Raw genomic sequence first — 20,539 nt, 5'->3', positions numbered from 1 at the left:
CGTGGGCGCCGAATTCGACACCGGGCCGATCGTCCAGCTCGGCAACGACTTCATCACCGCCGGCGACACCCTGTTCGAGACCGCCGTGTCGATGCTCAACGACGGCAACGCGTTGTTCGCGACGTGGAACGGCAAGGCCGCGTTCCAGGCCCACATGGTCCTCGCGGCCGGCGAGAACAGCGTGTACGCGCTGCTGGTGGCCCAGGCCCGGAACTGCTGGGAGATCGGGTACGCCCTGCACCGCTACGCCAAGCAGGTCGACGAGGCGCTCGCCGAGCTGCGCCGGCAGGAGGCCGCGATGGCGATCGCGGTGGCCATCCTGACCCTGTTCGGCTTCGCCACCATGCTGGCCGAGACGTTCGCGATCGGGGCGGTGCTGATCGGTATCGCCAGCCGGCTCGCCACCCAGCTGGCCCGGATCTCGACGTTCGTGACCAACGTGGTGAGCCGGTTCGAGGCGCTCGGCACGTTCCTCACCAACCTGGAACGGTTCGTCGCGACCCCGTTCATGCGGTCGGTCACGTTCGTCGCCGACGTCTTCCACAACTCGCCGGCCATCGTGCAGATCGCCCGGGGCGTCAACTACGGCGCGAGCGTCTACCGCAACCTGCCGGCGCTGGCCCAGGAAACCGTCCTGTTCGGCCGCAACGCGGTGGTCGGCGCGGGCGTCGGCGTGGGCACCGACTGGGTCGCGCGGCAGATCGGCGCGAGCATCGAGCACGTCCAGAACCACTACACGGTCGCCGACGGGCTGATGGCGGCCGGGTTCGGCGGACTCTACGGCGGGATCCACGGGATCGGCTCGCGGCCGGAACTGGTGCCCCGGGGCGTGGACGGCATCCCCGGCCGGGTCGGTCAGGTCACCGGGGTCCGGACCCCCGCGATCGACGAGATCCACCTGTCGACGGGGGTGCCGCACACCAACATCGGGCGGCTCGACCCGCTCGGGGTCAACGGGAACCAGATCCGGCTGCAGACGCCGGACCTGGTGCCGCGGGGGACCGGGGTGCGTACCCCGATCGCGCCGGACCGGGTGGCGACGCCGGCGCCGGTCGTGGTGCGCGGTGGCGGGGACGTGCCGGTGGTCGCGCGGCCGGTGGATCCGGCCCGGAGCGGGATCACACCCGGTAATACCCGGGGGACCGTGCCGGTCGGGGAGTTGCCGGGGACCCGGGGCAGCGTCCACGAGCCGGTGACGGTGAACCGGGGGAGCGTGACGCCGCCGGGCGGGGTCCGCGGGACGGCGGCGACCGATGCCCCGCCGATCACCCGGGGCACGACAACGGCTGCGGAAGGGCCGCCCGTTACCCGGACCTCCACGGGTCCCGGCGCGACCGCCACGCCCGGGCGCACGGCCACTTCCGCCACCCACAACGAGACGTCCCCCGGTGTCGCGGAGACCCCGCCGACCACCTCGAAGGGCGACAAATCGGACCCACTGGCCGGCCTGTGGAAGGACGCCAAGGCCCGGCACGAACTGCAGCTGGCCCGCACCCAGGCCGCCGAACCGGTCGTCCGCCAGGCCATCCGGGTCACCGGTGACCAGCGGGAACTGGTCACCCTGCAGACCCGGAACCAGTTCCCCGGCGAGGGCAACCGGCTCGGCGGCAACCCGGCCCCGGTCCGCGACGTCCCGGAGTCCGCGAGCACGCCGTCGAAGACCCGTTTCTACGAGATCGACCCGCAGACCGGCAAGGCCACCGAGATCACCCTGCGCCCGGGCGAGACCGCGCACGACCCCGCCGTGGTCGGCGACAGCGTGTACACCAACCGGGCCTGGGACCGGCAGGGCGCCGAGTTCGGCTACGGCAGCCGCAGCGACCGGATCCTGACCTACAACACGCAGAGTCACCGCTTCGAGGTCACCACGGTCACCGTGCACGACAGCGCGCCGGCCGGTCCGGCGCGGGGCCCGGTGACGTCGTCCAGCGGGACGCGGCCGTTCCAGTTCCTGCGCCGCGACGCGGACGGCAGCACGCACCTGGAGACCTACCAGCACGACCCGGCCGCGATGACCACCTCGCCCCCGAAGAACGGCGAGACCGGATACGCCCGGCTCGGCCCGGACGGGATCGGCGAGTTCCACGGCGGGACGCCCTACGGCACCGCGCACGTCGAGCGGGTCGGTGGCCCGGGCGAGGCGGGCGTGCTGATCCGCGACCCGGACACCGGCCGCTGGACCGTGGTCCGCGGCGCGGAGCCGGGCCGCGCCGCGGTCACCACGCCGCAGGCGGAGAGCCGCTACTTCCGGTTCGGCGACAACGGTCCGGACGCGACCCCGGTGCCGCGCGGCGCCGGCGAGAAGCTCACCGCGATCAAGATCGAGCCGGGGACCGGTAGGCCCGGCGAGGTCCGGTTCGCGGCGACCGGTGACGACCGGCCGCAGCTCGCGATCGGTGCCGACGGTCGGTTGGTCAATCAAAATCCAGGCAGGATTGACGTACGGGCGTTGCGCTACGACCCGGCCTCCGGCGACCTGACCCTGCGCGCCCCGGACATGGGCGGCCACGGCGGCCCGGTCGCCGGCCCGCGCCCCGGCAGCGACCGCCCCGGCGGCGCCCCGCGCGGTGGCGGCGGATCCGGTGGCCTGGGACTGGCCGACCGTGGGGAGGGCTCGCACACCACGACCGCCCCGACCCGGACCATCCGGTTCACCGAGGAGTCCACGAAGACCGGGATCGCCGAGCCCCCACCGGCCACCACCCGCAACACCGGCGGCGACCCGAGCCACCTGCCGGCCCGCCCGAACCGCGACGCCGCCCCGGCCGCCCACGACCCGAGCCGGATCCCCGGCCCGACCCGCACGCCCGACCCGGGCAGCGCCCTGCCCGGCGGTGGCCGCCCCGGTCCCGAGGCGGTGACCGGCGGTGGGCGGCGTGGCTCCGATGCCTTGACCGGCGGTGGGCGGCGTGGCTCCGATGCCTTGACCGCGACCTCGGAACGGCCCGGACCGTCCGGCACGACCGTGGCCCGGCCCGGCCGTTCCGAGGTCACCGTCGTCGCCCCGGAACGCCCGGCTCCGCCCCGGGCCACCTCCGGGACGCACGACGGCTCCGGCGCGCCGCGGGCCGAGGCCGCCCGGCCCGCCACCGAAACCACCGGAGGCAAGCCTTCCACCAGCACCAAGCCGGTTGCCGGCGCCGAGCCGGTGGTTGCCACGAAGCCGCTCGTTGACGGCAAACCGCTCGTTGACGGCAAACCGGTCGTTGACGGCAAACCGGTTGTCGACGGAAAGCCGGTTGTCGAGGGAAAGCCGGTTGCCGGCGGCAGGCCGGCGGTTGAGGGCAAGCCGGCCGCGGGAAGCAAGCCGGCGACCGGGAAGCCGGGCGTGCCCGAGACGATCCGGGCCGCGACCCACGAGGTGGCGAGCGCCCGCACCGACCTGCTGCGCGCCCGGGAGATCCAGCGCGACCTGCCCCGGCGCGAGCGGCAGGACCAGCAGATCCTGAGAGGCCGCAAGCCGGACACCCCCGCGCAGCACGCGGCCCGGGCCGCGACCCGCCGGGACCTGACCTGGGTCCGCGACCAGCGATCGACCAGAACCGTGGTCCGCGCCGCCGAGCAGCGCCTGACCAACGCCGAGCAGCGCCTCGCCGCCGCCCAGCACCGCCTGGCCGCGATCAACGCGGCCAAACCCGGCCCGGCGGCTGAACCCGCGCCGGCCCCGAAACCGGCGAAGACCCCTGCGCTGGGTGGCGGCGGACCGCTGGCCGGGCACGATCGGGCGGTCGATCAGGCGAGCCGGGACGTCGAGGCGGCCCGGTCCGAGGCGACCCGGGCCCGGGACGTCCAGCGGGACCTGCCGCAGCGGGTCCGGCGGGACCAGCGGGTGCTGACCGGCCTGCGGTGGCGGCCCCGGCTGGACCCGGCCCAGCGGGCGACCCGGGCGGCGACCGGCCGGGACCTGATCTGGGCCCGGGCGCAGCAGGTGAGCGGCGCCCGGGTGCGGGACGCCGAGCAGCGCCTGCAGAGCGCGGAGCAGCACCTGGCCGCCGCCCGGCAACGATTGGACGCGGCCCGGGCCCGGCTGGAGCAAGCCCAGGCGGCCCCGGTCAAGGCGGCCCCGGTCAAGGCGGGCTCGGCCGGGGTACGGCCGGCGCGGAGCCCCGAGCAGGAGGCGTTCGCGCAGGCGAGCCGGCACGAGGCGACCGTGGCGGCGAGGGCGCGGGCGGCCGTCCGGCAGTGGCGGGTCGCGGTCGATCGGCTGGCCGGGCACGAGAGCGAGCTCGGCGCCCTCCGGTCGAGGGGTGCGCTGTCGCCCGGTGAGCTGCGGACGGTCGCGGCGCTGACCCGGGGGCTGCCCGCCGACCGGGCGGCCGTGGTCACGGCGAGGCGGAACGTCAAGACGGCCCGGCAGGCCCTCGTCGTGGCCCGGCAGGAGCTGGGTGCCGCCTGGCGGGCCCGCGCGGATTCGGCTTCGGCGGGACCGCTCCGGGAGGACGTGCCGGCGGCCATCGGCGTACCGAAGGAATGGAGCGAACCGCGAGGGACCGCCGGACCGGAAGCGATCAGCGCACCGGAAGGGGTTCTTCGGCTTCCGCCGGTGGCGTCGTGGCCCGGTCGCGCCGCGACCATGCCGTTCGGCGAGCTCGAGGCCTGGGCGGCGACGCTGGCGCCGGCCCACCGCTCCGGTCTGCTGGACCTGATCACCCGGATCTTCCCGGAGACCGCCGGCCCGATCGAGCCCGGCGACGGCATCCCGGTCGGCCCCCGGACGTTCGCGTCCGACGCGGTGCGGCTGGCGCACGCCTACTGGCATCTCGGTCCGTCCGGCGCGCGGCTGGAGGGCGAGCGTCTCGGGATCGCCTCCCGCAACCGTCGCCGCCCGGCCCCGCTGATCGGCCGTGAGCTGCTCGCCGACGACCTGACCGTGGACGCCGCCGGGCCGCTCGCGGCGGAGCTGGGCCTCGCCGTCCGGGTGCCCGGCAACGCCCGTGCCACGGCGCCGCTGCCGGAGTCGGTCCGGGTCGTCCCGGTGGACGCCGACGGCGGTCTCACCCTGCGCCCGTGGGCCACCCATCAGTGGGTCGTGCCCGCCGGCCAGGCCGTGGAAGCCAACGTCACGCTGCCCGGCGGCTGGCTGCTGGAGGAGCTGGCCGGCGGTGTCTGGGCCCGCCCGGCCTACCCCGACCCGGCCGCCGCCGAGTGGATCCGTGCCGCGTCCCCGGACGTGATCGGCACGCTGACCCTGGGCGTGCCCGGCCGCGAGGTGCCGGCCGCGGTGCTGGACGTGGTCGCCGACCTGGTCCGGGCGATGCCGCCGGCGACCCGCGGTGCGCTGCGGGTCGGCCTGGTCGGCGATCTCCCGGTCCGGGTCGATCCGGCCGACACGGCCTGGATCGAGGCGTTCGAGGACGCCCCGGAGGCGGTCCGGTCGCACGGCTGGACCGATCCGACCAGCACCCGGGACGGCGAGCCGGAGCTGGTGCGGTCCTACTTCGCCGTCCGGCGGGTCGCCTACCGGGATCGGATGGTCACCGCCGTGACGATCCGGGCGCACCTGGCCGACCCGGCCCTGCGCGCGGTCGCCGAGCGGGGCGTCGCGACCTACCTGAACGAGCCCGGCTACCGGCTGCCCACCAGCGGTGACCTGCTGCACGTCACGATGGAGTGGGTGGAGTCGGCCGACGGCGCGCACCTGCCGATCACCGTGCGTGAGCCCGGCGCGGCGATGGACCTCTACCACTGGCCGGCCGACGCCCGCCCGGTCGACGCCGCGCACGAGCTGCTGCACCAGCTCGGCCTGCGCGACGAGTCCCGGAGCCGGGCGACGCCGGGCCGGGCGAACGTCCCGGGCAGCCTGCTCGGCCGGTACCACGAGCTGCCGGAGGAGGCCGGCCTGGCGTGGCGCGGCCTGCGCCCACGGCATCTGCAACTGCTCGAGGCGATCGTCGGCGAGCCCGGCGTCGACGGGCACTACCACGGCGTCGACCGTCCGATTCCGATCAGCGGCGCCGCGCCCCGGGCGCCGCAGGACCCGGACGAGCTCGCCGCCGCGGCGGCGCTCGTGCGGCAGGGCCGGGAGCAGCGTTCCCGGGCCGTCCGCGAGCACGTCCGGATCCGTCTGACCGGCAACCGGAGCGGCCAGTACCTGCCCGGGCCGACGACGGCAGGCCCGTCCCGGGTCCGGACCACGCGCGGCGACGAGCAGTTCCGCACGCTGCTGCCCGAGACCCGGATCGTGGCCCCGGCGGGCGCCGCGGTCGACGTGCCGGGCGCGGGCGAACGCTGCCTGCTGCTGGCCACCGCGGTCAGCGCCCCCGAGGTGGTCGCGGCGCTGCCCGGCATGCCGGAGGACGCACTGGCCCGGCTGCGCGCCCTGCGTACGCCGGCCGCGGCCCCCGGCCCCCGGATCGACGACATCGCGGCCGTCCTGCAGTGGCACGTGGTCGACACGTTGCTCGGCGCGGTGCCCGACTCGCCGGTGACGCAGTACGTGAACCGCCTGCTCATCGCGTTCCCGGGCCTGCCGCCCGGCACCGACCTGCCGGCCGAGCTGGCCGCCGCCGCGCTGGACTGGAACTGGCGCTCGACCGGCCCGGCCACCGCCGAGCTCGGCGACGAGGGCGTCGACCTGGGCAGCGCGTTGATGGCGGTCCTCGGCATCGCGCTGGGCCGCACCCTGGTGCAGGTCCGTACGGACGCCGGCGATCAGCCCGTGGTGATGCACGACCAGCCCGGCACCGAGCCGATCTACGTGGCGTACAGCCGGGAGGCCCAGCACTACCAGGCCTGGGTGCCGGTCGCCGCCCCGCCGCCGGGCCTGCCGCCCGCGCCGCCGCCGCCCGCGCCGCCGGCCGGTCCGGCTCCGGCGACCCGGCTGCCCTGGTACGTCGAGCACGGCGCCCTCGGCCAGATCGGCGTCGGGTCGGCGGAGATGCGACCCGGCCGGACCGCCGCCGGACTGGCCGCCGGGGTCGCCGCCCGGCTCCACCGGAGCCTGGCCAACGTGCGTGACCTGGACGAGGCCGCCCGGGCCGCGATCCGCGACGCGATCACCGCCGAGCTGACCGACCTGCTGGCGGTCCCGCCGCGGGCGACCGGCCGCCGGGAGACGGCGTTCAACGAGTTCCTGGACCGCTGGGACGCCGCGCTCGCCCAGGGCCTGCACCTGTGGGCCGGCGACCGGCTGGTCTGGGTGCGGGTCCGGCTCGACGACAGCCGGCCGGGTCCGGCGCCGGTCAAGGGCGAGCCCTCGGTCTTCAAGGTCAACTTCTCGTCGTCGGACATCTCGGCCGGCCACGCGAGCGAGCACGAGGCCGGGCCGGGCGCCGACGCGACCCTGCTGTTCCTGGCGTTCCTCGAGCACATCGCCCGGGGCCAGCTGCGGATCCCGCTGACCGCCTCGGCCGCGCTGGGCGGCTCCCGCTCGTCGGACTGGCGCCTGGTCGCCGGCCGGCAGATGTTCGTCAGCGGGCGCGCCCGGTTCGACTCCGGCCTGCGGTTCGAGGTGCACCTGAACGGCGTGGCCAGCACCGCGCACGCCGTCCTGCGCCCGGCCGACTACCGGCTCACCGCGCAGTTCCCGGCGCAGTACGTGACCGAGGCCGCCGAGGCGATCCGCCCGGACCCGGCCGCCGTGCCCGCGGCGCCGCTGCCCGAGGCGGGTCGCGCCGAGCCGTCCTGGGCGCACGAGGTGCTCACCGCGGCCGACCTGGAACCGCTGATCACCGCGTGGCACCGGGCCCTGGTCCCGGCGCTGGGCCCGGAGGCGGCCACCTCGATCGCCCGGGCCGGCGTGACCCAGCTGCTCAACGAGCGGGCCGCGCTGAACCGCAACCGCCGGCTCTTCACCGGCGGCGACATCTCCGGTGAGCTGACCGCCGAGCGCCGGATCCACGGTCACCGGGTGCCGATCCTGGAACATCAGGTGCGGCTCGGGCTCCGGCTCGTCCCGGTCGAGGTGACCTATCTCGGCACCACCGGCGGGGTCGCGGTGCGGGACGACCACGGCATCGGCGCGGGCGGCTCGGACGGGCAGAAGGGCGCCAGCGGTGTCGGGCTGAAGGGCACCGCGGGGGCGTCCGGCCTCAAGTCCGACCTGCCGGAACCGGACCTGCGCACCCGTGGCGCGATCGAGGCGACGCTCGGCGGCGGGATCGACCGCACCACCGGTGGCGGCCTGGACGCCGAGTCGGCCAACCACACCGTGCTCAAGCGGGTGGCCGAGCAGGCCCGCTACCGGGTCCGGGTCCGCGCCGAGCTGACCACCCACGGGCACGCCGGGATCCCGGACGTCGTCGAGGTCCTGGTGACCGAGATGGGCGTGCCGGCCGCCGAGCGGCAGCGGTTCGAGCACGCGCTGACCGGCCGCGACCTGACCGTGCGGGTGCCGGCCCCGGCGCTCGCGCCCCGGCCGGCGGCGACCGTCGACCCGGCCGCCGACGCCGGCCTGGACGCGCGGTTCGGGCCCCGCGAGACCCGGGCCACCAACCTCCCGGTCCCCGGCCGCCGCCCGGCGCGGGTGCCGATCCCGCAGGCCCGGCCGCTGCTGGTGTCGACCGCGGCGGACGGTGAGCCGCCGGCGCTGACCGCCCGGCGCGGGCTCGGCCCGGCCACCGTGCTGCACCTGCCCGGCGCCGAGCGGGTCGCCGAGACGGTGCTCGCCGCGCTGCACCGGCACGCCGGTGACGCGGCCTACGAACCCGAGGCCGCCGAGCAGGTGTACGCCCGGATCGGCCGCTCCGCGCTGGAGGCGGACCTGACCCGGGCCCTGGTCGGGGTCCGGTTCGACGTCCGGATCGGCGCCCGCACGTTCGCGGTCCTGCTGACCGGCCGGATCGAGAACCGGATCGACGCGAGCACCCGGTACCCGATGGACGTCAACCATCGGGCCCTGCTCGGCGCCGGCAACGAGGCGTCGCTGGCCACCGGGTACTCGGTCGAGGGCGGGATCGGCGGCAGCGCGACCATGCGGCGGGGCGAGGCGGACCGGGGCACGTTCCCGGACGTCGACCTCGGGTACGGCCGCAGCTGGGAGGACGAGCTGACGGTCGGCGACGCGATGCAGCTGTACCGGCGTACCGAGACCACCGGCGACGTCCACGAGCTGCTCTACCTGCTGAACTTCGAGGCGACGATCCGGCACGGCGGCGCCACCGAGACGCACTCGATCGGCTGGACCCCGCCGGCCGCCGCGCCCGGCAAGGGCAAGGGCCCGGCGCTCGCCCGCCCGGTGCCGGCCGCCGCGGTGTCGGCGTCGGGCGGCGCCGTGGTCGGCGTCCTCGCCGTGCCGGTGGAGTACACCCCGGACGCGGCCGAGTCGGCCACCGCCGATCAGATGCGGCCGGCCGCCGCGCCGCCGGCCGCCTTCACCGCCGATCGGGTGCCGTTCGAGCAGGGCGTGGCCGGTCTCTTCCCGACCTTCGCGGCGCTGCCCGAGCTGGTCGCGGCGGGCGCGCGGGCCTACGGCAACCTCAACGGCCACGCCGACACCGGCGACGCCCACGACCCGCTGCACGACTGGGCCCGGGACCCGATGAACTGGCCGGCCGAGGTCTGGGCGCTGGGCGTGCCGAGCGAGCTGGCCGCGCACTTCACCGAGCTGGTCAGCGCGGACGGCTGGGTGCTGTCGCTGCCCGACGCGAACGGGTTCCGGCAGGCCGTCCGGCTGCGGATGCGACTGCCCCGGACCGCCGCCACCCGCGTCCGGAGCTGGGCCAAGGGGGTGGAGGTCGAGCAGTACGCGATGTCCGCCCCGACCGTCAAGTACACCACCGCCGGCGCCCAGAAGTTCGCCGGCAAGCTCGGCGGCGGCTACAACCACCTGCACGAACAGGCCGCGCCCGAGGTCGAGCGCCGCGCCGAGGAGGCCCCGCACCAGGAGCCGATGCGGTTCCTGGGCGGGGTCAGCGCCGAGGGCGGGCTCAGCTACGAGCCCGGCCACAGCACGGCCCGCAACCACGGCAACCTCGACATCACCCGGGCCACCTACGAGGAGGCGGTCGACCACTACCGCGGCTCGCCGGTCTTCGAGGTCACCGCGCTGCGCTGGGACGACGACGTCGCCGACACCGCCGAGACGCCGGTGCCGCCCGGCGGCCTGCCCCTGCACCAGCCGGCCCCGCCCGCGGTCTCCTACCAGCAGTTCCTCACCGTGCACGGCGGCCTGGAGATCATCCTGCCGGAGCGCCGGGCGATCGACCTGGGCCTGCGGGCCGACCCGGACCGGGGCACCCCGGCGGTCCGGCAGCGCGACGTCATCGACCCCCGGCTGCTGCGCGCGACCGGTCACCCGGAGCGGTTGGACGCCGGTGACGTGCTGCCCGCGATCCGCCGGATCCTGACCGAGCAGAACCTGATCGATCCCGGTCGCCCGGTGCCGGACCGGCTGGACCGGGCGCTGACCCGGCGCTACTCCGGCTGGGCGCTGGAGAACCGGTACTTCGCGCTGACCGGCACCGGCGTCAACGCCTGGATCCCGGTGCTGACCAGGTTCGGCACCCGGTGGGTGTACATCAGCGTGACCGCCGCCGAGGGACCGGTCACCGCCGACCGGCCGCGCCCGCGGGTCTCGCTGACGCTGCGCGGCGAGGGCCAGGAGGGGCGCTCCGAGTCGCGGTCGCGCTCGTTCGGCAAGAGCTGGTCGGTGTCCGGCGGTGACCGGGTGCTCGACCACGAGGAGATGCCGCAGCCGCCGCACAACCGCGGACCCGAGTTCGGCGGGGCGCAGGGCGGGGTGCACGGCTCGTACGAGCGGTCCGCCACCCGCTCCGAGGACACCGTCGAGAAGGACATCTACCGCGCCGGCGTGAAGGTCTCGCACGAGTTCGAGATGCCGCTGACCTTCACCGTCCGGATCGGCATCACCCGGCAGAAGCCGGCCCTGGTCGAGGCGCCGCTCGCCGGGCTCGGCCGGCTCTTCCGCGGCGCCGCCGACCTGGCCGGCTTCGGCGGCTGGGCGCGCCGGGCCGGGAACGCCTGGCACCTGCCGTTCTTCCACTGGACCAACGAGAACGCGCTGCCCGCGGTCCGGGCCGGATCGGTGCGGCTGCTGGTCCCGAGCTACCTGACCGTGCCGCACGGCGCTGCCGCGCCGCGGGCCGGCTGGACCCCGCTGCCGCACGTCCCGGCCACGCCGCCGGCCGGCCGGGCCCGCTGGGGTGACCTGGCCGGCCGGGGCCGCCCGCTCAACGCGGTGCTGGCCGACAACCGCACCCTGCACCCGCTCTCCACGCTGCCGATCGCCCGGGCCGTCCAGCAGTGGGCCGGCCTGGTGACCATGCCGGTGCGCAGCCGGGTACCCGACCCGGCCGCCCGCGACGCGCCGGCCGGCCTGGCCGGCTTCGCCACCGACCTGGGGCTGCGGCTGCGCAGCGGGGCCAGCGACTCGATGCTGCGTACCCGGATGTCCCGGCTGCTCGGCGCCGGCGGCTACCAGATCCCCGGCACCGGGATCACCGCCCGCCTCGACGTCACCGGCGGGCAGTACTGGCGGGACGCCGACGGCAACCCGCTCGCCTTCGTCCACAAGGGCCGCAACTACCAGCAGGTGAAGACCGCGCCGGCGGAGGAGACGTCGGCCGGCTCCCGGCACGGGTTCGTGGTCGGCGCCGGCGGCAGCAGCCTGGAGTGGCGCCGGCCGAACTTCAAGCCGGACCTCGGCGGGGAGATCGGCTACGACTACGCCACCGAGGGCTCCCTCGAGATCGCCGGCAGCTCGGTCGCCGAGCGCAACGTCGAGCAGAGCCAGCCGTACCACGTCTTCCAGTTCCGGGCCACGCTCTACCTGACCGGTGCGGCCGGCACCCTGATCGTCGACGTGCCGGAGGAGTTGCTGGCACTCAGCGCCACCACGCCGGGCGAGATGCATCCGCCGATCACCGCGCCCGCCCCGCACACCGGTGGCCCGCGAACCCGGCCGGCGCCGCCCGCCCTCGCCGGTCTGCTGCCGAACTTCGATCTGCGGAACTTCGAGCTGGCCGGGGGCGTGCCCGAGCTGCTGCGGCGGCTCGCGGCCATCCCGCGCTGGATCCGCTCGGCCCGCGGCGTCTTCGAACCCGACCTCGCCCTGCCGATCTACCTGCCGCGCACCCGTCCGGCGCCGATCCGCGCCGCCCTGCCGCCCCGGCCCGCCCCGCTGCGCATCCTGCCGCCCCCGCCGCGAGCGCCGAGGATCGGCGCCGGGTCCGCCGGTGCGCAGGCGCCGCCGGCCGCCGCCGGCTTCGCTTCCCCAAGATCAGATTCCTTGGGTACGGCGGAGCCGGCGCCCGTCGTGCACACGCACTGGCGTGCCGCCGCCGACCGTACCGGCCCGCCCTCGCTGCTCTCGCTGCTCCCGTCGGCGGAGTGGGCGGCCCTGGACCACTCGGCGATCACCCTGACCGACGCCCGCACGGTGCTGCTGGTCCACGAGTCGCCGGACTCCACGCCGGAGCGCCCGCTCGTCGACGTGGCGGTCCGCCCGGCCGGGCCCGACTCCGAGGTGCGGGTGCCCCGGACCCCCGAGCAGCTGCTCGGACTGCTGCGCGCCCAAGGCGTCCCCGACGAACTGCAGCTCACCCTGGTCAGCTGCGACACCCAGCCGGTGCCGGGCGGGTTCGCGACCGCCCTGGCGCGGTTGCGCGGACCGGCCGGCGGCAGCATCGTCGCGCCGCGCTCCCGGATCGTCGTGGGCACCGGCCGGTCGCGGGAGATCACGCTGGTCACCGAGGAGGGCCGGGCGTGGCACCTGTACCAGTACGCCCCGCCGCAGGAGAGCGACGAATCCTGGGACGTGGTCAACGACCGCGTCCCGGGACTTCGGTTGGACGACCCACCGGTGGTCCACGCGTTCGACGGGGTCGTCGCCGAGGACGACCCGGCGGTCGAGGGCGTCGCGCTCGGCCGGACCGCTCCGGGGGAGCCGTCGGCGCCGGGCCGGGTAGCCGGCGACCGGGCGGTGGTCGAGGTCCCAGCGGGTGCCGACAACGCGTTCGTGGCGCTGCTGGCCGCGGCCGGGGCGCAGGGGCTGGACGTGACGGCTGCGGCCGTACCCCAGGAAGCAAGCGCAAGCGGAAGCGGCCCGGCGGCGACCGCAGAGGGTGACCCGGTCGCCGGCCTGCGGGATCTGACCATGCGGCGGATTCAGGCTGCCCGGCGCGGCGGGGCCGGTCTCGGGGTGTTCGACGCGCTCGGCGATGCGATCCTGGACTATCTGCCACCCGACTTCGCCCAGCTGGTTTCCGGTGGCCCGGTGCCGCTGACCTGGGCGGTCGCCAACACCGCGGATCCGGCTGACCCCGGGCGCCGGACCCTGATCGAGTATCTGCGGGCGGCGCAGGAGGAGACCGCGTTGCCGAGCCCGGCGCAGTTCGTCCTGGACGCGCTGCGGAACCCGGAGTTGCGCACGTCGTGGACCGATCCGCTGCTCCTGCGCGCGGCGGCGCTCGCGCTGGGGTGGCGAGTGGTCGAAATCGGTCCGGACGGCGCCGTGCTGGCGACGACCGGGGACCCGGGGCTGCCCTCGGTCCATGTGCTGCACGACGGCGGCCGGTACGCGGCGCTGGCCCCGGCGGCCCCCGCCGAGCCGGCCGAGCCCGCCCCGGCCGAGCCGGACTCCGACGGTGTCGTCGAGGTGCTGGACCTGCCCGACGGATGGGTGCTGGAGCTGCGCGAGGAAGGGCTCTGGGCTCGTCCGGCGAGCGTTCCGGCGGACTGGGCGACGCTGATCCGCGCCCGGATCGACGAGTCGGTGAGCGCGCGGGCGCCGGTCGCGGTCGGCCTGCCCGGAGTGGACGTCCCGGCCGGGATCTGGGCCCGGGTGGAGGAGTTCACCGACCAGGACCTCGACTTCGAGGTGTTCTATCTGGGCGAGGTCCCGTCCGAGTCGACCGACCCGGCCCCGCCGTCGAGCTCGGCCGTGCCGCCGGCCGCGCCGGTGATCGGGATCGGTCAGCCGGGGCCGTCGTCGGCTGCCACGCCGGGCCGGCAGCCGGTGGTCGATCATCCGCTGGCGCCGCCGCCGGTCGTGATCCCGCCGGTCGTTCCGCCGGCCCCGCCCGAGCCGGGCCTGCCCTGGTACGTCGAGCAGGGCGCGCTCGGGCAGTTCAGCGTCCGGGACACCCGGCTCGACCCGGCGCCCGGCACGGTCGAGCAGGCCGCCGCCGCGATCGCGCTGCTCGCCGGCGAGCCGATCACGGCCGAGGTGATCCGGCAGCTGCGCCCGTTGCTGCGGCAGGTGCCGCCGACCGGGGCGCGCCGCGACACCGAGCGCGACGAGTTCCTGGAGCGCTGGGACCGGGCCTTCCACGAGGGTCTGCACTTCGCGGCCGGCGGCCGCGTGGTGTCGCTGCACCTGTCGCTCAACGACGCCAACGCGCTGCCGCCGCCCGGCCGGGACGAGCCGACCGTCTTCAAGGTCAACTTCGGGTCGACCGAGGTCGCCGCGGAGCGCGCCGGTGAGCTCTCCGGCAGTCTCGGGCTCGGCGTCGAGCTGCTGTTCCTGCGGTTCTTCGAGCACGTGGCGCGCGGGACCACCGGGCTCCCGGTGTCGTTCGAGGCGGGCACCAAGAACAGCCGTTCGGAGGCCTGGCGGGTGGTCGCCGGCCGGCAGATGTTCGTCAAGGGCACCAACCGGTTCCGGGCCGGGATCGACATCCGGGTCGCGGTCGACGGCGCGCACCAGGGCATCCATCCGGTCCCGGCCGCCCGGTTCGAGGTGACCGCGCAGTTCCCCGCGCAGTACACCGCGTCCGAGGCCGCCACGGTCCGGCCGACCGCGGCGCCACCGGTCGCGTCCGCGCCCCCGGCGAACACCGGCGAGCGCACGTCGTCCTGGGCGCACGAGGTGCTCAACGCGATCAACCTCCGGCCGCTGGTGCTGGACCTGGCCGCCCGGCTCACCCCGCGGACCGGCGCCGAGGCGGCGGCGCACCTGGTCAGCGAGGCGGTCCGGGGCCTGCTGAACGAGCGGGCCGTGCTGAACCGCAACCGGCAGCTGCTCAACGGCGGCGACATCTCCGACGAGATCACCGCGGACGGCCGGTTCGGCCGCCACCGGATGCGGCTGCACCTCGACCTGCAACCGCTGGAGATCGAGTACCTGGGCGACACCCCGGCCGTCGCGGTCCGCGACGACCAGGGCATCGGCGCCGGCGGCTCGCAGGGCCGGGCCGGCACCAGCGGCGTCGGCCTGGAGATCTCCGGCGGCGCCAGTGGCCTGCGCACCCACCGGCCGGCCGAGGACTACCCCGGCCCGCGGGTGCAGGGCTCGATCGAGGGCAGCCTGCACGCCGGGCACAGCCGGGAGACCGGCGCCAAGCTCGGCGAGAAGATCTCCAACCACACCGTGCTCAAGCGCGAGGCCGACCAGTCCCGGTTCCGGGTCACCGTCCGGGCCGTGCTGACCGCGCACGGCAACGTCGGTGCGGAGCCGATCGAGCAGCGGCTGACCACCGAGTTCGGCGTGCCGGTCGACGAACGCGCCGACTTCGAGACGGCGATGACCGGCCGGCGGCTGCTCGCCGGGCAGCCGGCCCGGACCCGGCCCGAACCGGCGCCCGGCGCCGCCGCGCGCGCCGAACGTGACCTGGACCGGCTGCTCGGCGAGCGGCGGACCGCGCCGGGCACGGCCGTGCCGCCCGGCCGGATCGCCCCCGGCACGGTGACCCCGCAGGCCCGGCCGCGGCTGCGGGCCACCCCGGCCGCGTACGAGCCGCGGCCGCTGGCCGCCCGCCGGGGCATGGGCGCGGCCACCACGCTGCGGCTGCCCGGCGCCGAGCGGGTGTCCACCACGATCCTGACCGCGCTGCGGCAGATCACCGGCCACGCCGACCTGCCGGCCGAGGCGGTCAAGGTGGTGCGCGCGCACGCCGGCCGGGACGCGCTGGAGGCCGACCTGAGCCGGTCGCTGGCCGGGCTGCGCTTCGACGTCCGGATCGGCGGCCGGACGGTCCGGATCCTGCTGACCGGGCGGCTGGAGCAGCGGATCGCCGGGCGCTCGCGGTATCCGATGGACGTCAACACCCGCTCGCTGGTCGGCGAGTCGAGCGAGGCGTCGGTCGGGGACTCGCTCAGCGGCGGGGCGGGGGTCGACGGGGCCCTCGTGGTGCGCACCCCGGACCGGCGGCGGATCACCGCGCCGGAGATCGAGGTGGGCTACGACCACTCCCGCGACAGCGGCCGGGCGATCAGCGACGACGTGCAGCTGTACCGGCGGACCGAGACCACCGGGCAGGTCGACCAGCTGCACTACCTGCTGACCTTCGAGGCGACGATCCGGGCCGGGTCCCGGACCCACCGGTACCGGATCGGCTGGGTCCCGGCGCCGGCCGCCGCGGACCCGCTCGCGACCGTGCCGCCGGCCGCGGACCCGGTCGCGGCCGAGGACGTGCGCGACCATCCCGACGCGGTGGTGGCGATCTTCGCCCACCCCGAGCAGTACCGGCCGGCCGCCGCGGTGCCGATGGCCGAGATCGAGACGACCGGGCACACCACGGCCGCGACCGCCGCCGACTGGGCCGCCGGGCACGTCCGGTTCGACCGGCACGGCACCGGCGCCGTACTGCCGAACTTCCTGGTCATGCCGGAGCTGGTGGCGGCCGCGGCGGACGCCTACGCCGAGCTCAACCACCTCGGCGACGACTGGCGCGCCGACCCGATGCGGTGGCCGGCGCAGCTGTGGGCGGCCGGCGTGCCGAGCCAGTGGAGCGCGCACTTCGCCGAGGCCGGCGACGAGCACGGCTGGATCATCGCGCTGCCCGACGACGGGCTGCACCACCAGGCGCTGCGGCTGCGGCTGCGGATCCCGCCGGCCGAGGTCCGCCCGATCATCGACCCGACCACCGAGATCGAGATCGAGCAGTACGCGATGTCGAACCAGTCGGTGGAGCTGTCCTCGGGCCGCTCGCACGGCGGGAGCGTCAAGGTCTCGGCCGGCGGCGGCTTCCCGACCCGCGCCGCGGAGCCGGACGCGCCGCAGGCCCAGCCCCAGCAGCATTCGCGGGCGCTGCCCGAGACGCAGCACGTCGAGCTCGTCGAATATCTCGGCCGGATGGGCGGGTCCGGCGCGTGGGAGGCCGGGCGCGGTCACGGCGAGGGGCACGCGCGGGGCACCATCGACGTCAGCCGGGCCACGTACAGCGGGCCGGTCCGCGGCTACCGGGCCGACCCGATCTTCGAGGTCACCCTGCAGCGGTGGTCGAGCCTGCCGATCCACCCGGCCCCGGCCGGCGCCACCGGGCTGCGGCGTACCCAGCAGGTGAGCCGGTACCTGCGGATGCGGGCGGCGGTCGACTTCGTGCTGCCCGAGCGCCGGGCCACCGACCTGGGCCTGCCCGGGCACACGGCGGTCCCGGACACCGTGGACGGCGTGACGGTCATCGACCCGGCGCTGTTCCGTACCGTCGGGCACCCCGAGCTGCTCACCCACCACGGGCTGGTCGACGTGATCCTCGACGAGCTGCACGACCACGGGGTGATCGACCGGGACGACCTGGCCCCGGACTCGCTGCGGCGCAACCTGATCCGCCGGTTCACCTCGTGGGCGCTGGAGAACCGCTACTTCGCGCTGACCGGCTCCGGCGTGAGCGGTCTGATTCCGATCATCACGCCGTACGGCACCCGGTTCCTCTACCTCAACGTCCGGGCGCGGGAGGGGGACGCCGCCGACGCCCGGCCGCGCGCCGACGTCGGGCTGACCCTGCGTGCCGAGGGCACCAGCGGCGACTCGGTCTCCGCGTCGCGCAGCTGGAAGGTCAAGGGCGGGATCAGCGGCGGCGCCCGCCGGCTGGAACACGCGCGCTCGGCGGAGAACAACCTCCCGATGATCCCGGAGTTCGGCGGCGGGCAGGTCGCCGTCGAGGCCGGGTACGGCGGCGCGTCGGAGAGCACCACCGAGACGTCCGTGAAGGACATCTTCCGCAAGGGCGGCCGGAGCTCGTACGAGTTCCGGCTGCCGCTCACCTTCACCGTCGACATCGCGCTGACCCGGCAGCAGCCGGAGGTCCTGCGGCTGGCCGGGAACGTGTTCCGCGGGCTGGTGGTGGGCGCCGGCGACCTGTTCGGCGTCGGGGCGGGCGCCCGGGAGCTCTGGCACGAGAACCGGCTGCGGGTCTGGGAGTGGCGGGTCACCCGCGGCACGGGCCAGGAGCCGGTGCGGCTGACCGGCTCGGCCCGCCTGCTGGTGCCGGACTTCCTGGTCCGGCCGGCCGGGGCGGACGCCGGGTGGACCGCGCTGGCCGGCCCGGTCCGGGCGCCGATCCCGGCGGCCGGTCGTCCGGTGCCCGGCTGGATCGATCTGCCGGCCGACCGGGCGGTGCCGGGGTCGGCCCGCGCGCGGCGCAACGCGGTGCTGCTCGACGACGCGTCGCTGCACCCGCTCACCCAGCTGAACATCGCCGAGCTGATCGGCACCTGGGCCGGCGCGGTCAGCCTGCCCGCGACGAACCGGCCGGCGAACCTGCTGGCCGGCACCGCCCACCAGGTCGCCGGCTCGGGCTTCGGCTCCGACCTGTGGACCCTGGTCAAGGGCGGCGCCGACGACGCGATGCTGCGTACCCGGCTGCACACCATGCTCGGCGCGGGCGGCTACCGGATCCCCGGCACCGGGCTGACCGTCCGGGTCGACGTGGAGGCCGGGCACTACTGGCAGATCCACGACGAGGTGACCGGCGCGGACGTCGCGCTCGGCGACACCATGAAGGGCCGCAGCTACCAGCAGACCGAGACCGCGACCAGCGGGTCGCACCACAGCGGATTCGAGTACGAGGCGCGGGGCGGCGTCGCCGGCGGCTCGAACCAGCGGTTCGGCCTGGACGACAAGGCCGAGTTCGCCGGTGGCCCGGGCGTCGGCTACGAGACCGAACGGGCCCTGGAGATCAGCGCCAGCGCGGTCGCCGAACGCAACGTCGAGCAGCGGCGGCCGTTCCGGGTCTACCGCTTCGACCTGCGGTTGTACCTGACCGGGCGGGCCGGCACGCTGTCCGTGCTCAGCCCGGGGGCGCTGCTCGCGCTCAGCGCGCTGGACCCGGCCGGGCTGAGCCTGGACGCGACGGCGAACCCGGCCCCGGTGCCGTCGGTCCCGGCGCTGTCACCGTGGACCTGGCTCACCCGGCGGGTCGGGGAGGGGACGGCCGGGGCCCAGCGGGCGATCAACGAGATGTGGGCGGACCGGGCGGTCGTGCGGGCCGTCCCGCCGCCGGCCACCTACGTGCCGATGGGCCCGATGGGCGGCCAGGACGCGCCAGCCGCGCCACCGGCCGCCCCGGACATCGTCCCCGCGATCCCGGCTGCGGAGATCGTCACCGCCACCCCGGCTGCGGAGATCGTCACCACGGACCCGGCGGCCGCGCTGGTCGGCGACGACGAGCCGCGGTTCGTCATCTCGGACGGGGACACCGACGACGAGCTCACGGATACCGACGAGCCGCGGTTCGTCATCACGAACAGCGACGACGAGCTCTCCGACGACGAGGTGCCGGATCTGCGGTCCCACGGGTCTCCGGCCCGGGGCGGATACGTCCCACCGACGATTGTGGGCGCGCCGACCGATGACCCGCTGACCGATAATGACCAGCCACGTCCCGAGATCGTCATCGTCCCGCCCGAGACCCGGGACGCCGGCGAATCGGCCGCGGTGGTGCACCAGCGCCGGCGTGACGCGGCTCCGGACGACCCGCCGGGCCTGGTCGCGCTGCTGACCGGCGAGGACTGGGGGACCCTCGACCTCAGGCAGATCCCGTTGACCGCCGGCCGGACCACCGTCCTGGTCCACCGGGACGCGACCGCCACCGCGGAGCGGCCGGCGGTGCTGGTGGCGGTGCGGGATCCGGGCGGCGCCGAGCGGATCGTCGCTCACACGCCCGCCCAGTTGCACGTCCTGCTGGGGTCGCTCGGGGTGCCGGACACCCACCGGCTCACCCTGCTCAGCCTGGACCGGGACGCGGTCCAGCAGGACTTCGCCGACGCGCTCACCGCACTACGCGGCTCGACCGGCGGCGCGATCGCGGCGCCCCGGAACCGGGTCGTCCTCGACGGCCGATCCCGCCTGATCGAGGTGGTCAACGAGCCGCCCCTGCCCGCCAACGCGCCCGCGCTCGGTCCCGTGCTCGGCTCAGCGCCCGCGCCTGCGTCCGTGCTCGGCTCCGCGCCCGTGCTCGCACAGCCGAGCGGCCTCGGCCCGGCGATCCCGCCGGCGTTCTTCGACGAGGACCCCCGCCCGGTCGAGCCGCTCGTGCACGATCAGGGCCGGCCCGAGCCGCTCGTGCACGACCAGGACCGGCCCGAGCCGCTCGGGGTCGGGCAGGACGGCCTCGAACCGCGGGAGCAGGCCGATCTGCTGTTCCGGGATGCGCCGCAGTTGCCGATGACCCTGGAGCCGGTCGCCCCGCGGGACCCCGGGCCGCAGCTGACCGTGGAACGCGCCGAAGGGCGGGTGGTCCGGGCCTGGATGACGATCGACGGCGAGCGGCGGGAGATCCCGGTGCCGGATCGGATGCCGGAGGCGAGCAGCGCCCGCGAGGAGCTGGGCGCGCTGTACCTGGAGCTGATGCAGACGTACTACCCGGATCTGAACTGCGAACAGACTCCGTAGCCGGAACGACTGTCACATCCGGGCTCG

1 protein-coding gene is annotated in these 20,539 nt (G+C 76.1%); it reads left to right on the top strand.

All coding sequences use genetic code 11. The features are described 5' to 3' along the window. The first annotated feature begins 1 nt into the window (after nucleotide 1). Complete coding sequence (locus L3i22_RS34645) at nucleotides 2-20,512, top strand: hypothetical protein (protein ID WP_221321698.1); 20,511 nt, start codon at nucleotides 2-4, stop codon at nucleotides 20,510-20,512. Nucleotides 20,513-20,539 lie beyond the last annotated feature (27 nt).

The organism is Actinoplanes sp. L3-i22 (assembly GCF_019704555.1).
Taxonomy (GTDB): Bacteria; Actinomycetota; Actinomycetes; order Mycobacteriales; family Micromonosporaceae; genus Actinoplanes.
Note: the sequence above shows the minus strand (reverse complement) of the source record. Positions and strands in the feature narration are given on the sequence as shown.